This is a genomic window from Hymenobacter sp. BT559 (assembly GCF_016427535.1).
Taxonomy (GTDB): domain Bacteria; phylum Bacteroidota; class Bacteroidia; order Cytophagales; family Hymenobacteraceae; genus Hymenobacter.
Genome location: NZ_JAELXV010000001.1, coordinates 1,369,141 through 1,391,569, shown reverse-complemented (window position 1 = coordinate 1,391,569; position 22,429 = coordinate 1,369,141). Strand labels below are relative to the sequence as shown.

Here is a 22,429-nt window from a genome sequence, read left to right as displayed (position 1 = left end):
CTCTTTTTCCCACCTCATGAGATTTCGCCCTACCCTACTCTTACTACTAGCCAGTTGCCTCCTACTAGGCAGCCACTCAGCCAGCGCGCAGCGCCAGCAGCTATTATTCAATAGCGACTGGAAATTTCACCTAGGTGATGTACCCGGCAGCCAGCAGCCCCAAGCCGCCGATAAAGACTGGCGCGCCCTGACGCTGCCGCACGACTGGGCCATTGAGGGGCCGTACAGCGAGCAGTGGGCCAGCGCCACCGCCTTTTTACCGGGCGGGGTGGGCTGGTACCGCAAGTCGTTTAGCGTGCCCGCTAGCTTTCGTAACAAGAAGGTGTTCATCTACTTCGACGGGGTGTACAAGAACAGCGAGGTGTGGCTGAATGGCCACTCGCTGGGCAAGCGGCCGAGCGGCTTCGCCTCCTTTCAGTACGAGCTGACGCCCTACCTCAACCCCACCGGCCCCAACGTACTGGCCGTGCGCGTAGACCACCACGAGGCGGCCGATTCGCGCTGGTACACTGGCTCGGGTATCTATCGCAATGTGTATTTGCTGGCTACCGCGCCGGTGCACATCCGGCCCTGGGGCGTGGCTTTCACCACGCCCACGGTGAGCGCCAGCGCCGCCACCGGCCGGGTAGCCGTGACGTTTACCAACGCCTCGGCCAAGGCCGCTACCGTGACGGTTACGAGTACCTTGCTCGATACCAATGGCCAAGCCATAGCCACGGCCAAGCAAACGGTAGCCGACAAGCCCGGCGCCGATGCCACCGCCACGCTGACTTTTCCCATCAAGCAGCCCGCGCTGTGGTCCGTAGACCACCCCAACCTGTACCACCTGCGCACCACCCTAGGGGTGGCCGGCCAGCCCACCGATGAAGTAACCGAAGAAGTGGGCGTGCGCAGCATCCGCTTCGATGCCAACCAGGGCTTTTTCCTGAACGGCGAGAACATGAAGCTCAAGGGCCTGTGCATCCACGACGATGCGGGCGCGCTTGGCGTGGCCGTGCCGCCCGAGGTGTGGGAGCGCCGCCTAAAGCTGCTGAAGGCTGGCGGCTGCAACTCCTTGCGCATGAGCCACAACCCCCACGCCGATTACCTCTACCAACTCTGCGACCGTCTAGGGTTCTTGGTGATGGATGAGGCCTTCGACGAGTGGGAGCACGGCAAAAACAAGTGGGTGGCCGGCTGGAACGTAGGCACACCCGCGCAATTTGGCTCGCACGAGTACTTCAAGGAGTGGGGCGAGCGCGACCTGCGCGACATGGTGCTGCGCAACCGCAACCGCCCGAGCATTATCATGTGGAGCATCGGCAACGAAATCGACTACCCCAACGACCCCTACTCGCACGAGGTACTGAACACCGGCCGTAACCCGCAGATTTACGGCAAGGGCTACCTGCCCAACCACCCGCCCGCCGCCGCAATGGGGCCAATCGCCAAGCGCCTAGTGGCAGTGGCCAAGCAGGCCGATAGCTCGCGGCCCATCACGGCGGCGCTGGCCGGCGTGGTGATGTCCAACTTCACCGACTACCCCGCCGCCCTCGACCTAGTGGGCTACAACTACCAGGAGTTTCGCTACCCCGAAGACCACAAGCAGTATCCCAACCGCATCATCTACGGCAGCGAAAACGGCATGGCCCGCGACGCCTGGGCGGCCGTTGACAGCAATGCCTACGTGTCGGCGCAGTACCTCTGGACCGGCATCGACTACCTAGGCGAAGCCGGCAAGTGGCCCCAGCGCGCCAACGGCGCGGGCCTGCTCGACATGGCCGGCTTCCCCAAGCCTGAGTACTACCTGCGCCAAAGCCTGTGGACCAGCGCGCCCATGCTCTACCTAGTGGCCGCCGAAGCGCCCGCTGCCGGCGCCACTGGCCGCCGCCCGCGCGGCACCGCCACCTGGAACTGGCCCACCGCCACCCAAGTCCGCGTGAGTGCCTACACCACCAACGAGGCCACCGAGCTGTTCCTCAACGGCCAGTCGCTAGGCAAGAAACCCGGCCGCCAGCCCACTTGGGACGTGCCCTACGCCGCCGGCGAGCTTTCGGCCAAAGGCTACCGCAACGATAAAGTAGTGGGTGAAATGAAGCTGCAAACGGCCGGCGCGCCCGCCGCCATTCAGCTCACGCCCGACCGCCGCACCCTACCCGCCAAAACCCGCGGCTTGGCCCAACTCGAAGTCACTATCGTGGATGAGGCCGGCCGCCTCGTACCCACCGCCACCGACGAAATCACGGTGGCGCTCACCGGACCGGCTCGCCTCCTAGGTATCGAAAACGGCGACCTCGCTAACCACGACGCGCCCACCATTCCCCAGCACCGCGCCCACCTAGGCCACTTGCTAGTATACGTGCAAGCTACCGGCGCTGGCACCATCGGCGTGACACTAACCGCTCCCGGCCTACGGGTGGCCAAGACTGAGCTACGAGCAGAGTAGCCAAGCAGTAGCTTGGACTTTGTAGTCCGAGCGCGAGCGCAGCGAGCATCAACGTTCCCCTACGTATTGCTCGCGTTGCTTGCGCTTGGACTACAAAGTCCAAGCTACTTTACTTTTACCAGCCTCAAGCAGCATACATGAACGAGTTCACTATTAGGGAAGCCTCTGTGGCTGATGCCCCTGCCCTAGCCGAGCTGGCCAACCAGTATACCTATCAAAATCTGGACGAGAACGCTCGGCAAGGCGGTTTCCTGACGGGCTCGTTTGCGACGCCGGCCCTAGGTGCCATGCTGGCCTCGGTGCCGGGCCAAGTGGCCTATCATCAGGAGGAACTAGCTGGCTTTGTTATCAATTCTCAGCTGCCGGCCGAGCGCTACCCGCCTTTTATTCAAGCCATCAATGAGCTGCTGCCTAGCCTATTGTACCAGCAGCGCCCGGTGACGGACTACCACTGGTTTTACTATGGGCCAGTGCTGGTCAGGCAGGAGTACCGGGGCCAGGGATTACTTGAGCAGCTTTTCGCTGCCACGAAACAGACGCTGGCGGGGCGCTTCGACCTAGGGGTAGCTTTCATTGCTACTGAGAATGCGGCCTCTCGCTGGGTGCACACCCAAAAGCTGGGGCTGGAACAAGTAGGAGAAATCGAGTTTCAAGAGCAAGCGTATGACATTCTGGTTTTTCCAATAGCCTGATTATACCGCGTGGCGACTACAAAAAGAAAGCCCGGACTCACTAAAGTCCGGGCTTTCTTTTTGTAGCGGTTTCCTAGGGTATGTACCTAGCGCTGACGCTGCAAATAGGACTGCAACATGGCCAGGGCGCGCTGGGCGCGGGCGGTGTCCTGCATCTGGGCGGCGGCGCGGTACACATTCTGCACCTGCATCAGGTTCAGGTTGCGGGGGTAGTCGAATAGGGCGGCGTCGGGGCGGGCGGCGTAGTAGTCCAATTGCTGCGTGGCTTCGCGCAGGGTGGTGTCGAGCAGCACGTTGGCGCGCTCGCGTGCGCCGCCGGCCAGCAGCGCGGGGGCCAGCAAGGGCGAAAACGAGTCGTAGGGCACCGTGTCGGGGGGCATCACTTGCAGGCAATAGTCGGCCACTTCCTTGGCCTTGGCGGCGTTGCCCTTAGCGAGGTAGGCGTTGGCGAGGCGGGCAAATTTGTCGCGGTAGTAAGCCGGGAAGCGCAGGCTGTTTTCGTCGTAGAAGATGTTCTTGTTGTTGAGCCCGCGGTACGAGAAGGTATGCAGCAGTTGCTTCTCATTGAGGGCCGTCGGCACGTAGCCCTCCTCCTGCGTGGCGGCGTAGTCGGGGTTCTTAAACGGCATCAGACGGTAAGCCAAGCCTTCGAGCTGGAAGTAGGGCTCCAGGTTCATGTAGTCGGAAGTGGCCACCGACGAGCTGAAGTAGATGGGTCGCTGCCAATTATTAGTCGCAATGAGGTCGAGCAACACTAGGTTTTTCTTTTCCATCGAGCGCTTGCCCATGCTCCAGCGCAGCTCGCTCACTAGCTGGTTTCTACGCTCAGGGCCTGCCAGGCCGGCCCGCCGCACGGCGACGGTGTCTACTTTCAGGTAGAAGTTGGGCGTGGGAAAGGTGCTGGTCGAAAACGTGCCGTCGGTGTAGCGCAGCAGCGGGCTGTCCTGGCCCACCAAGGCCAAAAACTGCTTAAGGTCAAGGCTATCCACGGCCGCGTTGGGCATGAAGGGCAGGATATCGTTGTTGCCCTGCGTGTAGGTGGTGTCGCCCATCGAGAGGGCCACCGGGGCCGACTGGTTGGCTTGCTGCCGGAGCTGCTGAATGTACCAGTCGGTATTGAGGTAGGGCAGCACGGTCACGCGCACGTCAGAGCGCACTCCTTCCACCTCTTGGGCATACCAGAGCGGGAAGGTATCATTGTCGCCGTTGGTGACCAGAATGGCGTTTGGGGCGCAGCTATTGAGCAGATTCTTAGCCGCATCTACGGCGCCATAGCGGCCCGAGCGGTCGTGGTCGTCCCAGCCCTGCGAGGCCAGGATGGCCGGCGAGGCCAAGCCTAACAGCACGGCCACGGTGGTGCGCAGGCGGTCGGCCCGTAGCACCGCTTCGAGCGCCTGGGCCAGCCCGATGACTCCTAGGCCAATCCAGATGGCAAACGCGAACGTGGCGCCCGTGAAGGTGTAGTCGCGCTCGCGCGGCTCGATGGGCGGCTGGTTGAGGTACACTACAATTGCCAGGCCGGTGAATACAAACAGCAACCCCACAATGAGCGCATCGGCCCCGCGGCGGCGCAGCTGCACCACCAGCCCCAGCAGCCCCAACATGAGCGGAATAGCGAAGAAATTGTTGTGCGCCGCGCTCTGCCCTACCCGCGCCGGCAGTTCATTGGCCCGGGCGCTAAACGGCGTGAGTACGCTCGCCTGCTGAATATCGGACTCGCGCCCAATGTAGTTCCAGCCGAAGTATCGCCAGAACATGTGCCCCAGCTGGTACTTAAACAGGAAGCTCAGGTTCTGGCCCATCGTGGGCTTGGGGTTAGCGCTGGGGTCGTTGGGGTTGGCATCCAGGCCCGGCAGCCAGGTATTATACTCTTGAATGTGAGCCGGAATAGTGCTGTAAATGCGGGGCAGCAGCATCTTATCGGCGTCGGCGTAGCCGGCCTCCTGGGCACGGGGCAGCAGCTCTTCGTAGTGCCCGTTTTTGCGCTGGTAGCGCGGGGTGCCGTCGGTGTAGTGGTCAGGCTGGGCGTTGAACTGCGGGCCGTAGAGCAGGGGCCGCGAGCCGTATTGCTCGCGCTTGAGGTAGCTCACGAACGAGAGCACGTCCGACGGATTATTCTCATTAATCGTGGGCTGGAACGAAGCCCGGATGGGCACGATGAGGTAGCTCGAATACCCAATCAGAATAAACACGAAGCACAGCATGGCCGTGTTCAGCAGCTGGCTATGGCGCCGCTGCGACAGCCGGAAACCGGCGTAAATGAACCCGCCAAACAATACTAAGAAGATAACTAGCCCCGAGTTGAATGGCAGCCCTAGGTTGTTGATACAGAACACTTCAAACCCACCCGCCAGCGTGGGCAGGCCCGGAATGATGCCCACCAGCACCGAACCCACGATAGCCATGCTCACTACCAGCGTGATGATGCCGCCTAGGGTAGTTGGGTTGGCCGTACGGCGGTAGTAATAAATAAAGGCCAGGGCTGGCAGCGCCAGCAGATTCAGCAAGTGCACCCCGATGCTGAGGCCGATAACGTAAGCAATGAGGATGAGCCACTTATCAGAATCAGCTTCGGTGGCGCGGGCCTCCCACTTCAGCATTATCCAGACCACGGCGGCCGTGCACAAACTCGACATGGCGTAGACTTCGCCCTCCACGGCATTAAACCAGAACGAGTCGGAAAAGGCGAAGCTCAGCGCCCCCACCACGCCCGCCCCCAGGATAAGCCAAGTTTGGCCGGCCGTGGGCGCCGGGGTCGCTGCACCCGCTGCCGCGCTTGGCACCAGTAACTTGCGCCCTAGGTGGGTAATTATCCAGAACAAGAACAGGACTGTGAAGGCGCTGCTCAGGCCCGATAAGGCATTAATAAGCACTGCTACTACCTGCCGGTCGCCGAAGCTCAGCAGGGACAGCACCCGGCCCAGCAGCAGGAAGGTGGGCGCGCCCGGTGGGTGCGGCACCAACAACTTGTAGGCGCAGGCAATGAACTCGCCGCAGTCCCAGTACGAGGCTGTGGGCTCTAGGGTCTTGAGGTAGGTACCTAGGGCCACGGCAAAGACCAGCCAGCCCACGAGGTTATTCTTTTTGGAAAAGGACAGCATCGGCAACAACCAGGAAAATAAGGGTGGACGTGACGAATCAGGCGCTTCGAAATGGGCAATAACTACCTGACTAAGCTGGTCATTACCACCAGTTAGCTAGCTTGCTATTACCCCTTGTCTTGTTGAAACCCTGTTCACCTAAACGACACGTTGCCCCACGCGAGGTTGCGCCTAGTCGCAAGAATAATTGTCTTTATTCTTGAATATTATTTTTTGACTACCTAAGAGCGGTGCTCCAGCTACACTCTCTAGCTGCAACCAGTTAACGACCTAGGCCCCGCCCCACCAACCGCGCACTAGCGCTGCAACTGGTCCTGTGGCCGCCTCGGGCTGCGCCTCGAAGTAGTGCCATACCCAGCGCACCAACTCTACACCGCCCCAACCTACTAGCCCGGCCAATGCAACGAAAGCTACCAGCAGCAAGGCTACTAAGCCTTTGCCACTGCCGTTGTGCTTGCCCTCGGCGTAGTGGCGGCGCAGCAGGGCCACGTTGCGCTCGTTGCTCTTGTAGGCAAAGTCGAATATGTTGCCTATCAGCGGAATGGCACCCACCACGGTATCAATGAAGATGTTGAGCGCCATACGCACTACTACCGCGCCGCTGGCACCATGGCGCATCATTGTCATCAGCAGCGCCACCGACACGGCCGTAGACGACAAATCGCCTACGATAGGTACCAGCCCCAGCAGCGGGTCAAGGCCAAAGCGAAACCGTGTGCCGGGCAGCCGGAACTGGCTGTCCATGAGGCGGGCTACGCCCTCGACCCAGCGCAGACGGTCGTCGGCTTCGGCGGAAGTAGCAGGTACAGCGGGGCGGGCGGCGAGGAGGGGCATGGTCGGGAGGTAGAGAACTGGCTTGTATACGCCCCGCGGCGAGGGACGGACGCTCTAACGTGGGAACCTCACCCCTCAGCCCCCTCTCCGAAAAAGAGAGGGGGAGCCTGACAACTACCTGCATTTGCTTACGACTGCTTTGCGTTCGGCTCCCCCTCTCCTTTTCGGAGAGGGGGCTGAGGGGTGAGGCGCCACGCTACTTACAAAAAAAGAGCGCCGGGCCACCCAGCCCGACGCTCTTTTATAAACCGACCCTAGGGCCAATTACTTCCTAGCGCTCGGCATGAGGCTGATGGCGTAGCCGCCGCCCGGCGCGCAGTACTGCGTGAGCTTGGTTTTGTTGGTCACGTTGACTTTGCGGATAGCGTAGGCCTGGGGGTTCTTCTCGTAGTGGGCGTCTTTGGCGTCGGCGTAGATGGTGGCCACGTACTTCTTGCCGGGGTCGAGGAAGCCTAGGTTGATGGTGGAGGTGCGGCCTTGCTCGTCGCAGGTGCTGCCCACAAACCAATTGGGCTTGCCCTTGGCCTTGCGGGCGATAGTGATGTAGTCGCCGGGCTCGGCTTCGAGCACCTTCGAGTCGTCCCAGTCCACAGCCACGTCCTCGATAAACTGAAAGGCGTCGAGGTGCTTGTTGTAGGTCTCGGGCAGGTCGGCGGCCATTTGCAGCGGCGAGTACATAGTCACGTACAGGGCAAGCTGGCGGGCCAAGGTGCTGTGCACAAACGACGTATTCTGCGGGTTGTAGGCGCTGATTTTGGTTTGGAAGATGCCCGGCGTGTAGTCCATCGGCCCGCCGATGAGGCGGGTGAAGGGCAGGATGGTGGTGTGGTCGGCGTTGTTGCCGCCAAACGACTCGTACTCGGTGCCGCGGGCAGCCTCGTTGCCGATGAGGTTGGGGTAGGTGCGCGCCAGGCCGGTGGGGCGCACGGCCTCGTGGGCGTTCACCATAATCTTGTACTTGGCCGCCTCCGTGATGGTGTAGAGGTAGTGGTTGTTGAGCCACTGTCCGTAGTGGTGCTCGCCCCTGGGGAGGATGTTGCCCACGTAGCCACTCTTCACGGCGCTGTAGCCGTTGTCGGCCATAAACTTATACGCCTTATCTAGGTGCCGCTCATAGTTGCGCACCGAGCCGCTGGTTTCGTGGTGCATGATGATTTTAACGCCCTTGCTGGCCGCGTAGCGGTGCAGTTCCTGCACGTCGAAATCGGGATAAGGCGTCACGAAATCAAATACATAGTCCTTGCTCTGGCCAAACCAGTCCTCCCAGCCGGTATTCCAGCCTTCTACCAGCACTGCGTCGAGGTGGTGCTGGGCCGCAAAGTCGATGTACTCCTTCACATGAGCCGTGTTGGCGCCGTGGGTGCCGTTGGGCTTGAGCTTGGCGTAATCGGTGGAGTCAAGCTTGATGTTAGTGGCGTTGGTGTAAGACCACGTGCTCTTGCCGGTTATCATCTCCCACCACACGCCCACGTACTTGGTGGGCTTTATCCAGGACACGTCCTTGTATTTGGTGGGCTCGTTGAGGTTGAGCACCAGCTTCGACTCCAGGATATCGCCGGCCCGGTCGCTCACGATAATGGTGCGCCAGGGCGACAGGCAGGGCGTTTGGAGGTAGCCCTTGTTGCCCTGCGCGTCGGGCGTGAGGTGCGACTCCAGCACCATGTTCTTGTCGTCTAGGTCCAGTGACATGGTGGAATAGTCAATCAGCGCGGCCTCGTGCAGGTTGATATACAGGCCGTCTTGGCTCTTGAGCATGAGCGGCGTTTGCACGCCGGTGGGCGAAAACGTGGTTTGCGAAGAGTTCGGCGTCACGGCCGTTTTCATTAGGCCCCGCACCTCCGAGAGCTTCGACGTGGTAGTGCTGTACTCCTGGGTGTCGTAGTCGCCGGGAAGCCAGAAGGCCTTGTGGTCGCCGGCCAGGGCGAACTGCGTGCGCTCCTCCTTCACCACAAAATACGCCAGTTCGGACTGCTTCGGGAAGTCGTAGCGGAAGCCTAGGCCATCGTCGAACACCCGAAAATGCACCAGCATCACGCGCTTGGTGGCCGCCTGCGTGAGCGTGACGGTCAGCTCGTTGTAGTGGTTGCGAATGGTTTTGGTTTCGCCCCACACCGGCGTCCAGGTTTCATCGAAAGCGCGCGTTTTGCTGCTCGTCACGGCAAAGCCGTTGGTGAGGGCCGGGCCTTCCTTCAACTCCAGCCCTAGGTGGCTGGGCTTGATGACCGGGCGGCCCTTATAGGTAAGGCTGTAGGTAGGCACGCCGCCCGCTTGCAAACTAAAATTGAGCGTCAGGTTGCGGTTGGGCGACTTGATTTCTTCGGCCCGCGCCTGCTGGCTTAGCCAGCTCAGGCACAGCACCACGAGCACCCGGCCAGCCAGGCGGCGGCTAGGAAAGTGAACTTGTTTCACGTAAGAATTTAAAAAGAGCAAAGTGGATGTGGGGAAGGTCGAGCCGCAAAGGTCCGTCAGCAACGCTTAGAATCTATCCTATCCGAATAGGTCGTCATGCAGCGCGTAGCGCAGCATCTCACGTGGTGCAGTAATTTCTGGCGTTAGCAACGAAGCAAGCGAGATGCTGCGCTACGCGCTGCATGACAACAATTTATACACCTATCTAGATAAGCTCTTAGCTCGCTGCGCTCGGACTGAAAGTCCGAGCTGCTTGCTGGCTACACTTTTGGGAAAAGCAGCTGAAACTGGCTGCCGCGGCCTGCCTCCGACTGGACTTGGATGCTGCCGCGGTGCAGCTGCATAATCTGGCGCGACAAGCTCAGGCCGATGCCGCTGCCGGTTTTCTTGGTGGTGAAGAAGGGCACAAAAATTTCATCGAGCAGCGGGGCGTCGATGCCAGTGCCGTTGTCGGTTACTTCGAGCACTACGCGGTGCGGCTCCTGGAGATAAGCAGCCAGCCGCAGCTGCGGCGCCGACTGGTGCTGCATAGCCTCTAGGGCATTGGTTACAAGGTTGATGAGCACCTGCTCAACCAGCGTAGCATCGGCCATGATGTGCAGGTCGGTGTCGGCCAGCACGATGTCGGGGTCGATGCCGCGCTGCTCGAAGGTGGGCTCCAGCAGCCCCACCACGTGCTCAAACAGTGCCCACACCGCCACCGGCTGGAAGGTGGTCGCTGAGAGCTTACTGAGCTGGCGGTAGGTCTGGGTGAAGTGCAGCAGCCCCTCGCTGCGCCGCCGAATGACGGCCACGCCGCGGCCTAGGTCGGCTACGGAGGCGGGCAGCGGGGCGGTGCCGGCCGAGGCGGCCTCCCACTGCTGGTGTAGGGTATTGGCCAGCGAGGCGATGGGCGCCACCGAGTTCATGAGTTCGTGAGTGAGCACCCGCAGCAGCTTTTGGTAGGCCTGCGCCTCAGTTTCTTCGAGCACCTCGCCTACCGGCTGGAATGCTACTAGCACCGTGCGGCCGTACTCATCGCTGAAGGCCGTGGCCGAGAGCAACACCGGCTGCTGGTGCAGGCGCACGGTGCGGCTATCGCCGGGCTTGAGGGCTAGCAGTACCTCGTAGAGGGCAGCGTCGCGCTTTTGCAGCGCCTGGATATTCTTGAGATACGGCACACCCAGCAGCCGCTTCAGCGACTCGTTGAGCCAGCGCACCTCACCGGGCACGGCCGGGCCGGCGCACTCTAGTTCGGTGGCCGGGGCGTGCGGGTCGTAAAACGACAGAATGCCGGTATTAACCAGTCCCAGCACCTTTTGCAGGTACACGTGCTGCGCTTCCTTCTGGCGCGACAAATGCTTGAAGCTCCGATTTATCTGATTGAAGGCCGCCCGCAGCTGGCCCACCGTGGCGGGGGCCCCCTTGGTGCCGAAGGTGAGCGCATAATCTTCGTAGCGCAGGCCGGCCAGGAAGTCGGCCAGGTCGCGATTGCTGCGGTTGAGATAGTGCACCAGCTCGGCCAGCAGCCCAGTTGTGAGCAGTAGCCCCGGCACCCAGTAGATGGGCTGGCTACTGACCAGCGCGGCGGCCACGCCCACCAGCATGAGCAGCAGCAGGCCGGTGCGTACTAGCAGCGCGAAGGGGTAGGAATACCGCACGGCGCTACAAATTATGCTTGCCCAGCCGCCGGTACAGGGCCATGCGCGTGATGCCCAGCTCGCGGGCAGCCTGCGAGATATTGCCCTGATGCTTATCAATAACGCGCTGAATGGCCGACTTCTCTAGCTCATCGAGCCGCAGCGAGGGGGCGAGCGCCGCGGGGGGTGCTGCTTCGAGCGGCGAAAACAGTAGGTCAGTATCGTGCAGTAGGCTGCCCTCGGCCATAATCACGGCCCGCTCGATGGTGTGTTGCAGCTCGCGCACATTGCCGGGGAAGGCGTGCGCCCGCAGTCGCGCCAAGGCAGAGTCGGCCAGCCCTAGGTCATGCTTGTGGTACTTGGCGGCGTACTGCGCCGTAAAGTGGCGGGCCAGCAGCAGCACGTCATCACCCCGCTCGCGCAGGGGTGGCAACGTTATTTCAATAGTATTCAGACGGTAAATCAAGTCCTTGCGAAACCGGTCCTCGGCCGCCAGCTGGTAGAGCGGGGCGTTGGTGGCCGAGAGCACGCGCACGTCGATGGGCAGCGGCGTATTGCTACCTAGGCGCACCACCTGGCGGTTTTGCAGCACGGCCAACAGCTTCACTTGCTGAGGCAAGGGCAGGTTGCCGATTTCATCCAAAAAGAGCGTGCCGCCCTGCGCGGCCTCGAAACGGCCGGCCCGGTCCTGGCGGGCATCGGTGAAGGCGCCCTTTAGGTGCCCAAACAGCTCCGACTCAAACAAGCTGTCGGTAATGGTTCCTAGGTCTACGGCCACGAACGGGCCCGCTACCCGCGGCGAAAGCTGGTGCAGCAACCGGGCCACCACGTCTTTACCGGTGCCGTTTTCGCCCATAATGAGCACGTTGGCATCGGTCGGGGCAATTTTCTCCAGCTTGTAGCGCACGGCCTGCATGGCGTCCGAGTCCCCGATTAGGGCGGTGTCCGCCTGGTTAGCCGGCGGGGCTGAGGCGGGCGCTGCGCCGCTGGCGCGACCTAGGGCCTCAGTGAGCGTGGCCACGAGTTTATCGTTGCGCCAGGGCTTTACCACGAAGTCAGCGGCGCCGTCCTTGAGCGCGCGCACGGCCAGGTCGATGTCGCCGTAGGCCGTCATGAGCACTACGGCCTGGGTGGGTGCCAGCTTTCTGAGATGGGCCAGCCAGTAGAAACCTTCGTTGCCGGTGTTGGCGGCGCTCTGGTAGTTCATGTCGAGCAGCACCAGGTCGGGGCGCTCTTGGCGCAGCAGGGTGGGCAGGCGCTCAGGATTCTTTTCGGTGAGCACGCGGCCGGCGAGCGGGCGTAGCAGCAGGGCCAGCGCCAGCAGCACGTCGGGGTCGTCGTCGACTACCAGAATAGTGGCTTTGAATAGTAGCGGGGCGCTCGCCATTAAGTAGTGCGGGGCAGTTTCACACTCAAAAATAGCCCCGCCAACGGGGACGCCCGGTGGCCCAGCGCCGTCATTATCGCCTATCTACGGGTCAGACTGGCTTAGTAATTGCCACTTTGCAGGTCAAGTAGTCCTTATACCTATCTCACACCCTTCTTTTTTCATGTTCAAGTATTTCACTTTCAGCCTATTGCTTTTATTGGCCTCGCCAGGCTATGCTACGCCAGCGGCAGCTAAGGCTACCGCGCCAGCCACCGCTACCGAGCAGTATTGCATTGTGAATGCAGTCGGGCAAGCCGACGGCAAAGCGGCTATTAAGCTAGTGGTCGGCAATCGCTACATCTCGGGCCAGCTCATGGAAGCCGCGCAAGTGAACAGCTGCTCTTACGAAGTAGATGCCCTGAACTACTTGGCTACCTGCGGGTGGCAGGTCATTTCCATTGTCCCCTACCAGTTTGAGCAGGGGCCGGGCACACGCTATATCCTACGGCGAGTAACCCAATAAATCTTCGGGCAAGCGGGCTCGATGAGCAACCTGCACTCGATTAAATAGAGCCCTAGGTAGCCATATCTTGCCTCAGGCTTTCTTTTGCAGGCCGATACAGGCTTGTGGCACCGCGAGCAGTATTACTCCTAAACCAGTGGTCGGCCGCCTGCCGAAGCTCTCTGCTATCTAGGTCGCCTTCTGCCACCCAGGCTACGAACCCGTCGGGACGTATCAAGGCGGCGCGCAGGCCTAGCTGGTCTTTGGCTCGGCTCGAGACGTATTGCAAGCGGTCGCCGTAGTCGCTAGCCAGCGTTTTCAAGGCCGCATTATCCTCGAAATCAAGCAGTATTCCGTGGCCGGTGCGTAGGAGCTCGCCTATCGTTGGGCCATCTTTCAGCTCGAAGTTGGGCACGCTGTGGCCAACTAGCGGATGGCTGCCCCCTAGGTCATAGTGCGTGGTCATTCCCCACACGCGGCCGGCAAAGTAGGCAGCCCCATCGTGCGTAGCCATCAGGTCGCGGATGATGGCGTGCGCCGCGCGGGCAGCTGGGTCTGGTTTCATGAGGGCCACTTGGGCGCGCGACCAGTCCAGCACCTGGGCCCCTAGGGGGTAACGCTCCGCATAATAGCTATCCAACAGGCCTTCTGGCGCTTGCCCTTGGATGGTGGCGGCGAGCTTCCACCCCAGGTTCAGGGCATCGCCCAGCCCTAGGTTCAGCCCTTGGCCGCCCAGCGGCGAATGGATGTGCGCGGCATCGCCAGCCAGCAGCACCCGGCCGCGGCGGTAGGTGGTGGCCTGCCGGGCCCGGTCGGTCCAGGTAGTGGCGAGGTGCAGGGCACTGATGGTCACATCAGTACCCGAGATGCGGCGCAGCAACGCTTGCAGATGGTCGAGGGTAGCGGGCTGGCCGGATTTTCGGAAGGCGCCGCCATCGAAGTCCTGTAGAATCAGGTAGCCGGGCTGCGACTGCATGTACATGCCGGTGGCCGTGACGTGGCGGCCTAACTTGAGCTTTTCGGGGTCCACTAAGTCGACCTGGGCTGAGTAGCCGGTAAACTCGGGCTCGGTGCCAGCAAAGTCAAACCCGGCTAGCTTGCGCACGGCGCTCCGGCCGCCATCGCTGCCCACGAGCCACTGGCCAGCAAAAGACTGGCCGCCCGCTTGCACCGTTACCCCGTCTGCGGTTTGCTGCAAGTCCGTGATGGCTAACCCGCGCGCAATGGTGACACCTAGGGCGGTGGCGCGGCGTGCCAGTACCGTTTCCAGTTCCTCTAGTTCCGAAAGCAGCTGCACAGCAGTCGAACTGGGCAGGCGATACGGCCACTGAGAGGCGTCGATGGTGCTACTGGTAAACGTGATGCCGGCGAAATGGCCGCCCACCTGGGGCTTGGCCCCCGACTTGTCGGTAGCGGCGAAGGGCGGCATTTTAAGGCGCTTATGCGCTTCTAGCTCGTTCAATAGGCCGCGGCGGTACAGCGCCTCTACCGACTGGGCATTGAGCCCGCGCATCCCAAACGGCATCTGCTTCAGGGGCGAGTGCGGATGCTCGGCCTTCTCCAGCACCAGTACGGTGCAGTTGGCCAGAGCCAGCTCGCTAGCTAGAAATAACCCGACCGGCCCCGCACCGGCAATAATGACATCGTAAATAGCCTGATTTGGGGCGGCATTAGCGCTTTCAGAAATAGTTTTCATGCCACAAAATTCCGGCGACCACTTGCCCTAGGCTTGTACAAACGCGACAAAATCGGTGCGCAGCGCCTGGCGCCCGCGCTGCGCTTGGCGCGCGAAGGCGGCGGGCGTGGTGCCGCTGTAGCGCTTAAACTCCCGGCTGAGGTGGGCCTGGTCCACGTAGCCCAACTCCTGCGCCAAGCCGGCCAAGTTGGCCGTGGGCGTCAGCCACAAGTGGTTGCGCACCTGCTCAAAGCGTATCAGGCCCGACACATCTTTTACAGTGTGGCCCGCCGCGTGCTTGAATTTTCGCTCTAGGGTGCGCACGGTGGCGTGCGCGGCCGCCGCTACCTGGCTCACCAGCAGGGTGCCGTGGGCAGCCCGCATCGCGCGGCCCGCTTTGCCGAGCGTGCTGTCGCTAGCCAGCCGCGAGCGAGCGGCCAGGAAATACTGGCTCACCTGGGTTAGCGCGTCGGCCACGTTGCCAGCCTGAATGGCTTGCTGCAACGGGGCTTGCAACTGGGCAATGGGATGCTCGAAGACCCGCACATCACCTTTGCCCGCCGCCAGGCCCAGCAGCTCGAATACAGTCCAGGGATAGCAGCGAACCCCAATGACCTCCAGGCGGTTGGTGGATTGCAGCCGTGCCGGCTGGTTGAGCAGTCCCATCAAGAAAGGGGAAGGCAACGGCTGCCAACCTTCGGGGGTGGCAATGCTGCACGTGGGGCCAAAATGAAAGATAATTTCGGCGTAGCCGTCCGGCAGCACCTCAAAATCGGAAGGCTGCGCGCCGAAGTCCAGCGTAGTGTGCCAGAAGCACTTAATGGCATTCCGCAACTCTTCCGGCGGCTCGATTTCTTGAGGCTTCATAGGGGAAGATAGCCTAGGGCGGCTCGCCCGGCGCTGCGGTAGTGGCGGAGCTCATCGGAGGTGCGCCGCACCAAAAGCCTCGGGCGCGCCGCTTTCTTTGTAATTTCTCCCCTCCCCCATCCTAGGCCCTTGCTCGAGCTGCACAATGTACAGAAGGTGTACCGCCCCAGCGGCTGGCTGGCCGGCGGCGTCGAAACGCCGGCCCTGCAAGATGTGAGCTTGCAGGTGGCGGCCGGCGATTTTGTGGCCATCATGGGGCCGAGTGGCTGCGGCAAATCGACGCTGCTCAACGTGCTAGGACTGCTCGACACCGTGGATGGTGGGCGCTACCTGTTCGACGGCACCGACGTCACGCGCTTCAGCGAGCGCCAGCGCGACTTGTTCCGGCAACCGCGCATCGGCTTTGTTTTTCAAGAGTTTAACCTCATCGACGAGCTCACGGTGTACCAGAATGTGGAGCTGCCGCTCGTGTACGCCCGCGTGCCCGCCGCAGAGCGGCGGCAGCGCGTGGAGGCCGCGCTAGAGCGTTTGCAACTGCGGCACCGCGAACAGCACCGGCCGGGGCAACTATCGGGCGGGCAGCAGCAGCGGGCGGCCATTGCACGGGCAGTAGTGAGCGAGCCTAGGTTGCTGCTGGCCGATGAGCCCACTGGCAATCTCGACTCGGCCAATGGCGAGGCCGTGATGCGCCTGCTCACCGACCTCAACGAGGCGGGCATGACCGTCATCATGGTGACCCACTCGGAGCCCGATGCGCTGTACGCGCACCGTACCGTGCGGCTGCACGATGGGCAGGTGCTGCTCACCACGCACTAGTCGCCGTTGCCTTATGCTTTCGCGCTTTCCACACCTGCTGTACACGCTGCGCACCCTGCGCCGGCACCCGGCCTACACCCTCCTCAATGTAGGCGGGCTGGCGTTGGCGCTGGCGTGCAGCCTGCTGCTATACTGGTTTGTGCGCTTTCACCAGAGCTTTGAGGCCGACCAGCCGCAGCTCGCCCGCACCTACCGGCTGGTGACGGAGCAGCACTACGGCGGCACTGGCTACAACGAGGGCATTCCGACGCCCGTAGGCCCGGCGCTGCGGCACGAGTTTCCGGACCTAGGGACCGTGGCCATGAGCATTGGGCAGGAAAACCAGTACGTGCGGGTGCTGGGTACGGCCGGGCAGCCCGGCGCCAAGTACGCTGAAGAACAGGCGGTGGCGTTTGTAGAGCCGCAGTACTTTTCTATTCTAGCGTATCGATGGCGGGTGGGCACGGCGGAGCGGGCACTGCGCTACCCCTTTACGGCGGTGCTCACGCGGCGGCTGGCCCGCAAGTACTTCGGCGCGGCCAATCCGCTGGGCCGCTGCCTGCGGCTCAATAACTACCTCGACGTGCAGGTGACGGGCCTGCTCGATGATATTCCGACCGCTACCGACCAGCCCTACGAGCTGTTCATTTCCTACGCCACGCTGCGCTACTACCAGCACTCGGGCACGCCCCTCACGACTTGGGATGGCGTGAGTTCCCAAACGCACGGCTGGGTGCTGCTGCCGCCTGGCACCCCACCCGCCCGGCTGGCGCAAGCCCTAGGTGCCGTGCACCGCCGATACTCGCCCACGACGCTAAATAAGGTGCGCTACCAGGTGCTGCCGCTGACCGAGCTGCATTTTTCGGCGCAGTACAACCCCGGCCGCTACGTCGGCCACGCCACGCTAGATGTGCTTACTGGCATTGGGGCGCTGCTGCTGCTCACGGCGGGCGTCAATTTTGTGAATCTGGCTACGGCGCAGGCCCTGGGGCGGGGCCGCGAAATCGGGGTGCGGCGCACGGTGGGTGCCACCAGTCGGCGCATTTTCTGGCATTTTCTGGGCGAAACCCTCCTGCTGGTACTGGTAGCCGCTGGCGCCGGATTGGTGCTGGCCAACGCCGGCCTACCCTGGCTGCGCGCCTGGACCGACACGCCCATCCCGAGGCCGCTGGACGGGGCCGCCTGGCTTTTTCTACTTGGGCTAGTGGCCCTGCTCACCTTGGGCGCGGGCTGGTACCCCGGCCGGGTGCTGGCGGGCTTTCGGCCAGCGCAGGTGCTCAAGGGGCAGGCGCCCACGCTGGCGGCCGGGGGCCTGTGGCTGCGGCGAGGGCTGGTGGTGGCGCAGCTGGCCCTTATGCAGGGCTTCATACTGGCCGTGCTGGTGATGTTTCAGCAGCTAAGCGTGTGGCTGAAAACCGACCCTGGCTTCGCGGCCAGCGGGCGGGTGGTAGTGCCGGCTGGCTGGCTCCGGCCGTCCGTCTTTCAGCAGTTTACAGCCGACCTAGGGCGGGTGCCAGGTGTGCTGGGGCTCAGCTTCTGCTACGATGCGCCCACCATCAACACTGTCAATACCAACTACTTTTCCTACGACAACCGAGCTTCCCGCGAGCCTTTTTTGCTGGCGCGCCTGCCGGCTGATGCCCAATACGTACCGCTATTTGGCCTGCGGCTGGTAGCCGGCCGCAACCTGCCCGCCAGCGACACCGTGCGCGGCTACTTGCTCAACGAAGCCGCCGTGCGCCAGCTGGGCGTGGGCGGGCCGGCCGCCGTTATCGGCCACCACCTGCACCTAGAAAACGGGGCCGAAACGTCGAGCGGCCCCATTCTGGGCGTGGTGCGCGACTGGCACTACAGCGGCTTGCAGCTGGGTGTTATTCCCACCGTGCTTTACTCCAGCCGGGGCGAGTACGAAACCCTGGCCTTGCACCTGGCCCCGAGCGCGGGCGACTCGCTGCCGCTCGCCGTGCGCGCCATCTGGCACCGCTACTACCCCCAGCACCTCTTCAGCGCTACGCGCCTCGACGACGTGCTGACTGGGTTCTACGGGCGCGAGCGGCAGCAATTGGCGCTCGTGCGGCTGGCGGCGGGCACGGCCATTGCCATCGGGTGCCTGGGCCTGTATGGGCTGCTGGCTTTTCTGGTGCAGCGGCGGGCCCGCGAAATCGGCATTCGCAAGATATTCGGGGCACGGCCGGGGCAGATTGTGGCGTCTTTCGGGGGCGAGTTTGTGGGGCTGCTGCTGGTGTCGTTTGGGGTAGCCGCGCCGCTCACGGGCTGGCTCATGCAGCAGTGGCTCGGGCAGTTCGAAACGCACATCCAGTTGTCGCCCTGGTTGTTTGGGGCCGGGCTGGCTGGCACGGCGCTCGTGATGCTGCTCACCATTGGCTACCTCACCTTGCGGGCGGCGCTGGCTCCGCCCGCCCCGGCCCTACGGGCCAAGTAGCGAGCGCCGGGCTGCTCGGCAGCGAACAACTGGTGTTCGTTTTCGAACACTCGTGCGAGGCAGGCTTTTTTACAGAGCGCTCAAAGTAAGGCACTTGCACAAGTGGCATCTGTTTGGCAACACCTAGGGCAGGCCACTTTCCAAGACCTGCCGCGAATGAACAAGCTAGTCACCCTCTTTTTCCTACTCCTAACTTCTTCTGCCTTTGGGCAACAGTTACCCTGGATACCCTTCAACTGGGAGGGCGGCACGCTGGCCGGCCGCCGCTTCGACAAGGTAGCTATCACAGTGCCGGTAACCCTGGACAACCTGCCTCATAAGTTCAAGATGCAGCTAGACTTAGGGGCCAAGACTACTCATGTTTACGGCAATCCCATCGCGCCCTATCTAGCCAAGTATCCAGCGCTCAACGTTAAGCTGGATACCACCCACACTTTCTACATGCAAGGCCAGAAAAACCCGAAGCTGGTCGGCGTCAAGCTCAAACTAGGGCCCATTGATTTTGGACTGCGCGACCTCGGTTCTTTCAGAAATTTTGGCGACAAGCTGACTGCCAAAACGCTGACCGACAAAACGGAGGTGCATGTCGGTACCATCGCCCCCGACCTTTTCCAGAACCGGGTACTCATTATTGACTACCCACACCAGCGGCTTTGCGTGGTCGATAAGGTACCCGCCGCCTACGCTAAGGCCTCGTTCCAGCCCTTCAAGCTGAAGGATGGACGCATCAAGATTCCGCTGCGCATCAATGGTCAGCAAGAAGACTTGCTCTTCGATACTGGCTCCAGCTTGTTTGCCCTGCTCACCACCCGGCAGCGCGCCGCCACACTAGCGCCCGGCGCGGTGCAAGACTCCATCAAAACTTCTAGCTGGGGCGAGTACTACTACGTCTACGGCCGCCGGCCTACGGGCGCTATCTACTACGGCACCAAGCAGCTACCCGAGGCCCTGGTGTTTGCCGACAACCTGCACAAGTTCGATAAGCTCTACGAGGAGGAAGGCGTCTGGGGCATCACCGGCAACGCATATTTCCTGCACAACACGGTCATTATTGATTATCAAAACCACGTTTTTGGCGTGCAATAACCCATGAAAACGCTCTTACTACTCGCCCTAGGTTGCCTCGCCACGCCCGCCAGCAGTTGGGCACAGCACAGCCCGTCTGCCCGCACCGAAGCGCGTACCCTGCCGGCCTTCACGGCCATCGACGTAGCCAGTGGCATCCAGCTAGTGGTGCAGGCCGGCCCCTCGTCGGAGGCGGTGGTAGACGCCTCGACCGCTCAGTTTCGGCGCATGACCAAAACGGTAGTCGAAGGAGGGGTACTCAAGGTGTACTTCGACTACCAACACGAGCCCAACTGGCAAGGCCTAGTGAATTCGCGCGAAGTGTTCAAAGTACTGGTAACGACCCACGAACTACACACCTTGCAAGCTGCCGACGGAGCCGCCGTGACCCTGACCAAGGGCCTAAGCACCGGTGACGCGGGCACGCTAGCCGTGCAGCTGCGCTCAGGGGCCAGCCTAGGCGGTGCGGTGCAGGTGCCCGCGCTGGATGTCCAACTGCGCGAAGGCGCTGAAGCCCACCTCAGCGGCACGGCCACTACGCTACGGGTGCGGGCCATCGGGGGCAGCAAGTTTCGCAGCCCCGGCCTGCGCGCCGACCAGTGCACCGCCTATGCCTCTAGCGGCAGCACGGCGCGCTTGGCCGTGAGTAAAACGCTAGATGCCAGCGCCATCAATGAAGCTACTATCACCTACAGCGGCTCGGCCCTGCTCACGCAGGAGCGCCACGACCAAGGCGGCCAAATTGTGCATCTCTAGGTCTTATTCCTCATCGAAGCCATCCTCTTTTCTGCCCCAGCTACTTGGCTATGAAACTTTTATTATTCGTACTCCTCGTTTTTGGTAGCGCGGCGGCCCAGGCTCAGGCGCTCCTCACGGCCGATGCGGCCTACGACTACTTACAAAACCAGCGCGCTCGCGTGCGGGCAGTGGTAGGCAAAGCCGAAAACCCGCCCACCGACAGTCTGCAAAAGGGCGTGCGCCTGCTGCAAGCGGCCCTAGGGTACTACCAGCGCCCCGAAGTAGTGGCGCTGGCCAAAACCAGCGAGTCACTTTTTTACCGCAAAAGCGATATCCTCTTCGACTTGGCTGTGCTGCAAGGCCGTTTAGGACAGCCGGCTGCCGCTGCCGCTTCGCTGCAACAACTTCTGGTTTCCCCAGAAGAGCAAGAGGTATATACACCCTGGATATTGAAACAGCCGGCCCTGGCTGTAGCACGGCAAGACCCTTCTATTAAACCGATAGTAGATAAGGTGTCAGCTCTCAGCAACGTTTTCGATTCGCCAGCGCTGGCCACGCCCTACCAGCCCAACCTACCCACGGCCGAGAAGGTGGCCGGGCTATCGAAGCTGTGGGAAGAAGCCAAGTACAACTTCGCGTATTTCGACCACTTACCGGGCTTAGATTGGGACAAGCTCTACCTAGAGTACTTATCTAAAGTACAAGCCACTACCAGCACCCTAGGGTACTTCCGGCTGCTCCAGCAGTTCTACGTGCAGCTACACGACGGCCACACCAATGTGTGGGTCAATAGTGGCCCACTCCTCGACTCAGTGGGCGCCCGCCCGCCACTGCGGCCCCACCTGGTAGAGGGCCGCGTGCTGGTGCGCGACGTACAGTACGACAGCCTGCGTCGCACCGGCATCGTGCCCGGCCTCGAAATCGTGCAGATTGATGGCTTGCCCGTGAAGACCTATGCCGAGCGCTACGTGCGCCCCTACCAAGCCGGCTCGACCACCCAAAACGTGGACGTGCAAACCTACATTTACAACCTGCTGCGCGGCCCCAAAAATCGACCCGTGCGCCTCACCTTCCGTGATGCGCGGGGCCACGAATTTACGCGCGTGCTGCCGCGCCGCGGCTACGGAAAGTATACGCCCTACGTACCCGTGCGCCTGCGCTTTTTGCCCGGCAACGTGGCGTATATACGAGTCGATGAGTTTGAAACCGATGCGGGCTTCAAGCGCTTTGTGGCGGCGTTCGATTCCATTAAAAACACGGCTGGCCTTATTATCGACCTGCGTCAAAACGGGGGCGGCAATTCGGGTAACGGCTACAACATCCTCAGCTACCTCACCGATAAGCCCTATAGTGCTGGCACTTATCAGTCGCGCACCTACAGCGCCGTGGGCCGGGCGCGGGGTGCGGGCGTGCGGTTTGAGTCGCTGTACGCTGCTGATAGGTGGCAGCCTGCCGGCGCGGGCAAGCTCTACACCAAGCCCGTGGCGGTGCTTATCAGCGGCGAAACGTTTTCGGCGGCCGAGGACTTTTGCTCGGCCTACGTGGGTCTGAAGCGGGGCGCATTAGTGGGCGAACCCACCGGCGGCAGCACCGGGCAGCCATTCGCGTTTGCCGTGCCCGGCGGCATCATGGCCCGCGTGTGCACCAAGCGCGACGCCTACCCCGACGGCACCGAATGGAACGGCATCGGTATCCAGCCCACCGTGCTCGCGCACCCCACCGTGGCCGCCCTGCAAGCCGGCCAAGACCCAGTGCTGGCCGCTGCCCTACGCCACCTAGGCGTATCTACCAAGGCCACCAAGCTCGCTAAAGCCAAGTAGTGCGGACTTTTAGTCCGCGAGTACAAAGTGTAGTTCGAGAGTGCGGTAGCACTGGCTTGCGGACTGAAAGTCCGC

General features: G+C 62.0%; 15 protein-coding genes. 8 read left to right on the top strand and 7 right to left on the bottom strand.

Features of this window, described 5'->3' with window-relative positions; translation table 11 throughout:
• The first annotated feature begins 16 nt into the window (after nucleotides 1-16).
• On the top strand, nucleotides 17-2,425 hold the full coding sequence (locus tag JAO77_RS05730) for a glycoside hydrolase family 2 TIM barrel-domain containing protein (RefSeq protein WP_198989330.1): 2,409 nt from the start codon (nucleotides 17-19) through the stop codon (nucleotides 2,423-2,425).
• Between the two features lie 137 nt (nucleotides 2,426-2,562).
• Nucleotides 2,563-3,117 carry a GNAT family N-acetyltransferase gene (locus JAO77_RS05725; protein ID WP_198989329.1) on the top strand — a complete coding sequence of 185 codons (555 nt, stop codon included), beginning with the start codon at nucleotides 2,563-2,565 and terminating at the stop codon, nucleotides 3,115-3,117.
• Nucleotides 3,118-3,203: 86 nt separating this feature from the next.
• On the opposite strand, the gene JAO77_RS05720 is transcribed toward JAO77_RS05725, so the two are convergent.
• The 5 genes from JAO77_RS05720 to JAO77_RS05700 form a co-directional block, all read right to left on the bottom strand.
• Nucleotides 3,204-6,218 carry a glycosyltransferase family 117 protein gene (locus JAO77_RS05720; RefSeq protein ID WP_198989328.1) on the bottom strand — a complete coding sequence of 1,005 codons (3,015 nt, stop codon included), beginning with the start codon at nucleotides 6,216-6,218 and terminating at the stop codon, nucleotides 3,204-3,206.
• Between the two features lie 270 nt (nucleotides 6,219-6,488).
• Nucleotides 6,489-7,052, bottom strand: coding sequence for a DUF4112 domain-containing protein (locus tag JAO77_RS05715; RefSeq protein ID WP_198989327.1), 564 nt, complete (start codon nucleotides 7,050-7,052; stop codon nucleotides 6,489-6,491).
• A 264-nt stretch (nucleotides 7,053-7,316) separates the two neighbouring features.
• A complete protein-coding gene (locus tag JAO77_RS05710; RefSeq protein WP_370549806.1) occupies nucleotides 7,317-9,419 on the bottom strand; it encodes a glycoside hydrolase family 97 protein in 2,103 nt (700 codons plus the stop codon).
• A 302-nt stretch (nucleotides 9,420-9,721) separates the two neighbouring features.
• A complete protein-coding gene (locus tag JAO77_RS24485; RefSeq protein WP_198989326.1) occupies nucleotides 9,722-11,101 on the bottom strand; it encodes a sensor histidine kinase in 1,380 nt (459 codons plus the stop codon).
• Nucleotides 11,102-11,105: 4 nt separating this feature from the next.
• On the bottom strand, nucleotides 11,106-12,467 hold the full coding sequence (locus JAO77_RS05700) for a sigma-54-dependent transcriptional regulator (RefSeq protein ID WP_198989325.1): 1,362 nt from the start codon (nucleotides 12,465-12,467) through the stop codon (nucleotides 11,106-11,108).
• A 163-nt stretch (nucleotides 12,468-12,630) separates the two neighbouring features.
• On the opposite strand from JAO77_RS05700, the gene JAO77_RS05695 reads away from it, so the two are divergent.
• Entirely contained in the window at nucleotides 12,631-12,972 is a 342-nt protein-coding gene (locus JAO77_RS05695; protein WP_198989324.1) for a hypothetical protein, read from the top strand.
• Between the two features lie 52 nt (nucleotides 12,973-13,024).
• Here JAO77_RS05695 and JAO77_RS05690 read toward each other — a convergent pair whose 3' ends face one another.
• Nucleotides 13,025-14,647: an FAD-dependent monooxygenase gene (locus tag JAO77_RS05690; RefSeq protein WP_198989323.1), complete on the bottom strand. Its 1,623-nt coding sequence runs from the start codon at nucleotides 14,645-14,647 to the stop codon at nucleotides 13,025-13,027.
• Between the two features lie 27 nt (nucleotides 14,648-14,674).
• Nucleotides 14,675-15,493, bottom strand: a complete 819-nt coding sequence (locus JAO77_RS05685) for an AraC family transcriptional regulator (protein WP_198989322.1) — start codon at nucleotides 15,491-15,493, stop codon at nucleotides 14,675-14,677.
• Nucleotides 15,494-15,622: 129 nt separating this feature from the next.
• Between JAO77_RS05685 and JAO77_RS05680 the strand changes: the two genes are divergently transcribed.
• The 5 genes from JAO77_RS05680 to JAO77_RS05660 all read left to right on the top strand — a co-directional run bounded on the left by JAO77_RS05680 (nucleotide 15,623) and on the right by JAO77_RS05660 (nucleotide 22,354).
• Nucleotides 15,623-16,309, top strand: a complete 687-nt coding sequence (locus tag JAO77_RS05680) for an ABC transporter ATP-binding protein (protein WP_198989321.1) — start codon at nucleotides 15,623-15,625, stop codon at nucleotides 16,307-16,309.
• 13 nt (nucleotides 16,310-16,322) lie between these two features.
• Nucleotides 16,323-18,731 carry an FtsX-like permease family protein gene (locus tag JAO77_RS05675; RefSeq protein ID WP_198989320.1) on the top strand — a complete coding sequence of 803 codons (2,409 nt, stop codon included), beginning with the start codon at nucleotides 16,323-16,325 and terminating at the stop codon, nucleotides 18,729-18,731.
• 156 nt (nucleotides 18,732-18,887) lie between these two features.
• Nucleotides 18,888-19,817 carry a hypothetical protein gene (locus JAO77_RS05670; protein ID WP_213019315.1) on the top strand — a complete coding sequence of 310 codons (930 nt, stop codon included), beginning with the start codon at nucleotides 18,888-18,890 and terminating at the stop codon, nucleotides 19,815-19,817.
• A gap of 3 nt (nucleotides 19,818-19,820) precedes the next feature.
• Entirely contained in the window at nucleotides 19,821-20,552 is a 732-nt protein-coding gene (locus tag JAO77_RS05665) for a GIN domain-containing protein (protein WP_198989318.1), read from the top strand.
• 50 nt (nucleotides 20,553-20,602) lie between these two features.
• A complete protein-coding gene (locus tag JAO77_RS05660; protein ID WP_198989317.1) occupies nucleotides 20,603-22,354 on the top strand; it encodes a S41 family peptidase in 1,752 nt (583 codons plus the stop codon).
• Nucleotides 22,355-22,429 lie beyond the last annotated feature (75 nt).

Bases quoted from the DNA above. Each gene is read 5' to 3' on its own strand.
- JAO77_RS05725 (WP_198989329.1), top strand. From the start codon at position 2,563: ATGAACGAGTTCACTATTAGGGAAGCCTCTGTGGCTGATGCCCCTGCC.
- JAO77_RS05700 (WP_198989325.1), bottom strand. From the start codon at position 12,467: ATGGCGAGCGCCCCGCTACTATTCAAAGCCACTATTCTGGTAGTCGAC.
- JAO77_RS05695 (WP_198989324.1), top strand. From the start codon at position 12,631: ATGTTCAAGTATTTCACTTTCAGCCTATTGCTTTTATTGGCCTCGCCA.
- JAO77_RS05660 (WP_198989317.1), top strand. From the start codon at position 20,603: ATGAAACTTTTATTATTCGTACTCCTCGTTTTTGGTAGCGCGGCGGCC.
- JAO77_RS05690 (WP_198989323.1), bottom strand. From the start codon at position 14,647: ATGAAAACTATTTCTGAAAGCGCTAATGCCGCCCCAAATCAGGCTATT.
- JAO77_RS05670 (WP_213019315.1), top strand. From the start codon at position 18,888: ATGAACAAGCTAGTCACCCTCTTTTTCCTACTCCTAACTTCTTCTGCC.
- JAO77_RS05665 (WP_198989318.1), top strand. From the start codon at position 19,821: ATGAAAACGCTCTTACTACTCGCCCTAGGTTGCCTCGCCACGCCCGCC.
- JAO77_RS05685 (WP_198989322.1), bottom strand. From the start codon at position 15,493: ATGAAGCCTCAAGAAATCGAGCCGCCGGAAGAGTTGCGGAATGCCATT.
- JAO77_RS05715 (WP_198989327.1), bottom strand. From the start codon at position 7,052: ATGCCCCTCCTCGCCGCCCGCCCCGCTGTACCTGCTACTTCCGCCGAA.
- JAO77_RS05720 (WP_198989328.1), bottom strand. From the start codon at position 6,218: ATGCTGTCCTTTTCCAAAAAGAATAACCTCGTGGGCTGGCTGGTCTTT.
- JAO77_RS05730 (WP_198989330.1), top strand. From the start codon at position 17: ATGAGATTTCGCCCTACCCTACTCTTACTACTAGCCAGTTGCCTCCTA.
- JAO77_RS05675 (WP_198989320.1), top strand. From the start codon at position 16,323: ATGCTTTCGCGCTTTCCACACCTGCTGTACACGCTGCGCACCCTGCGC.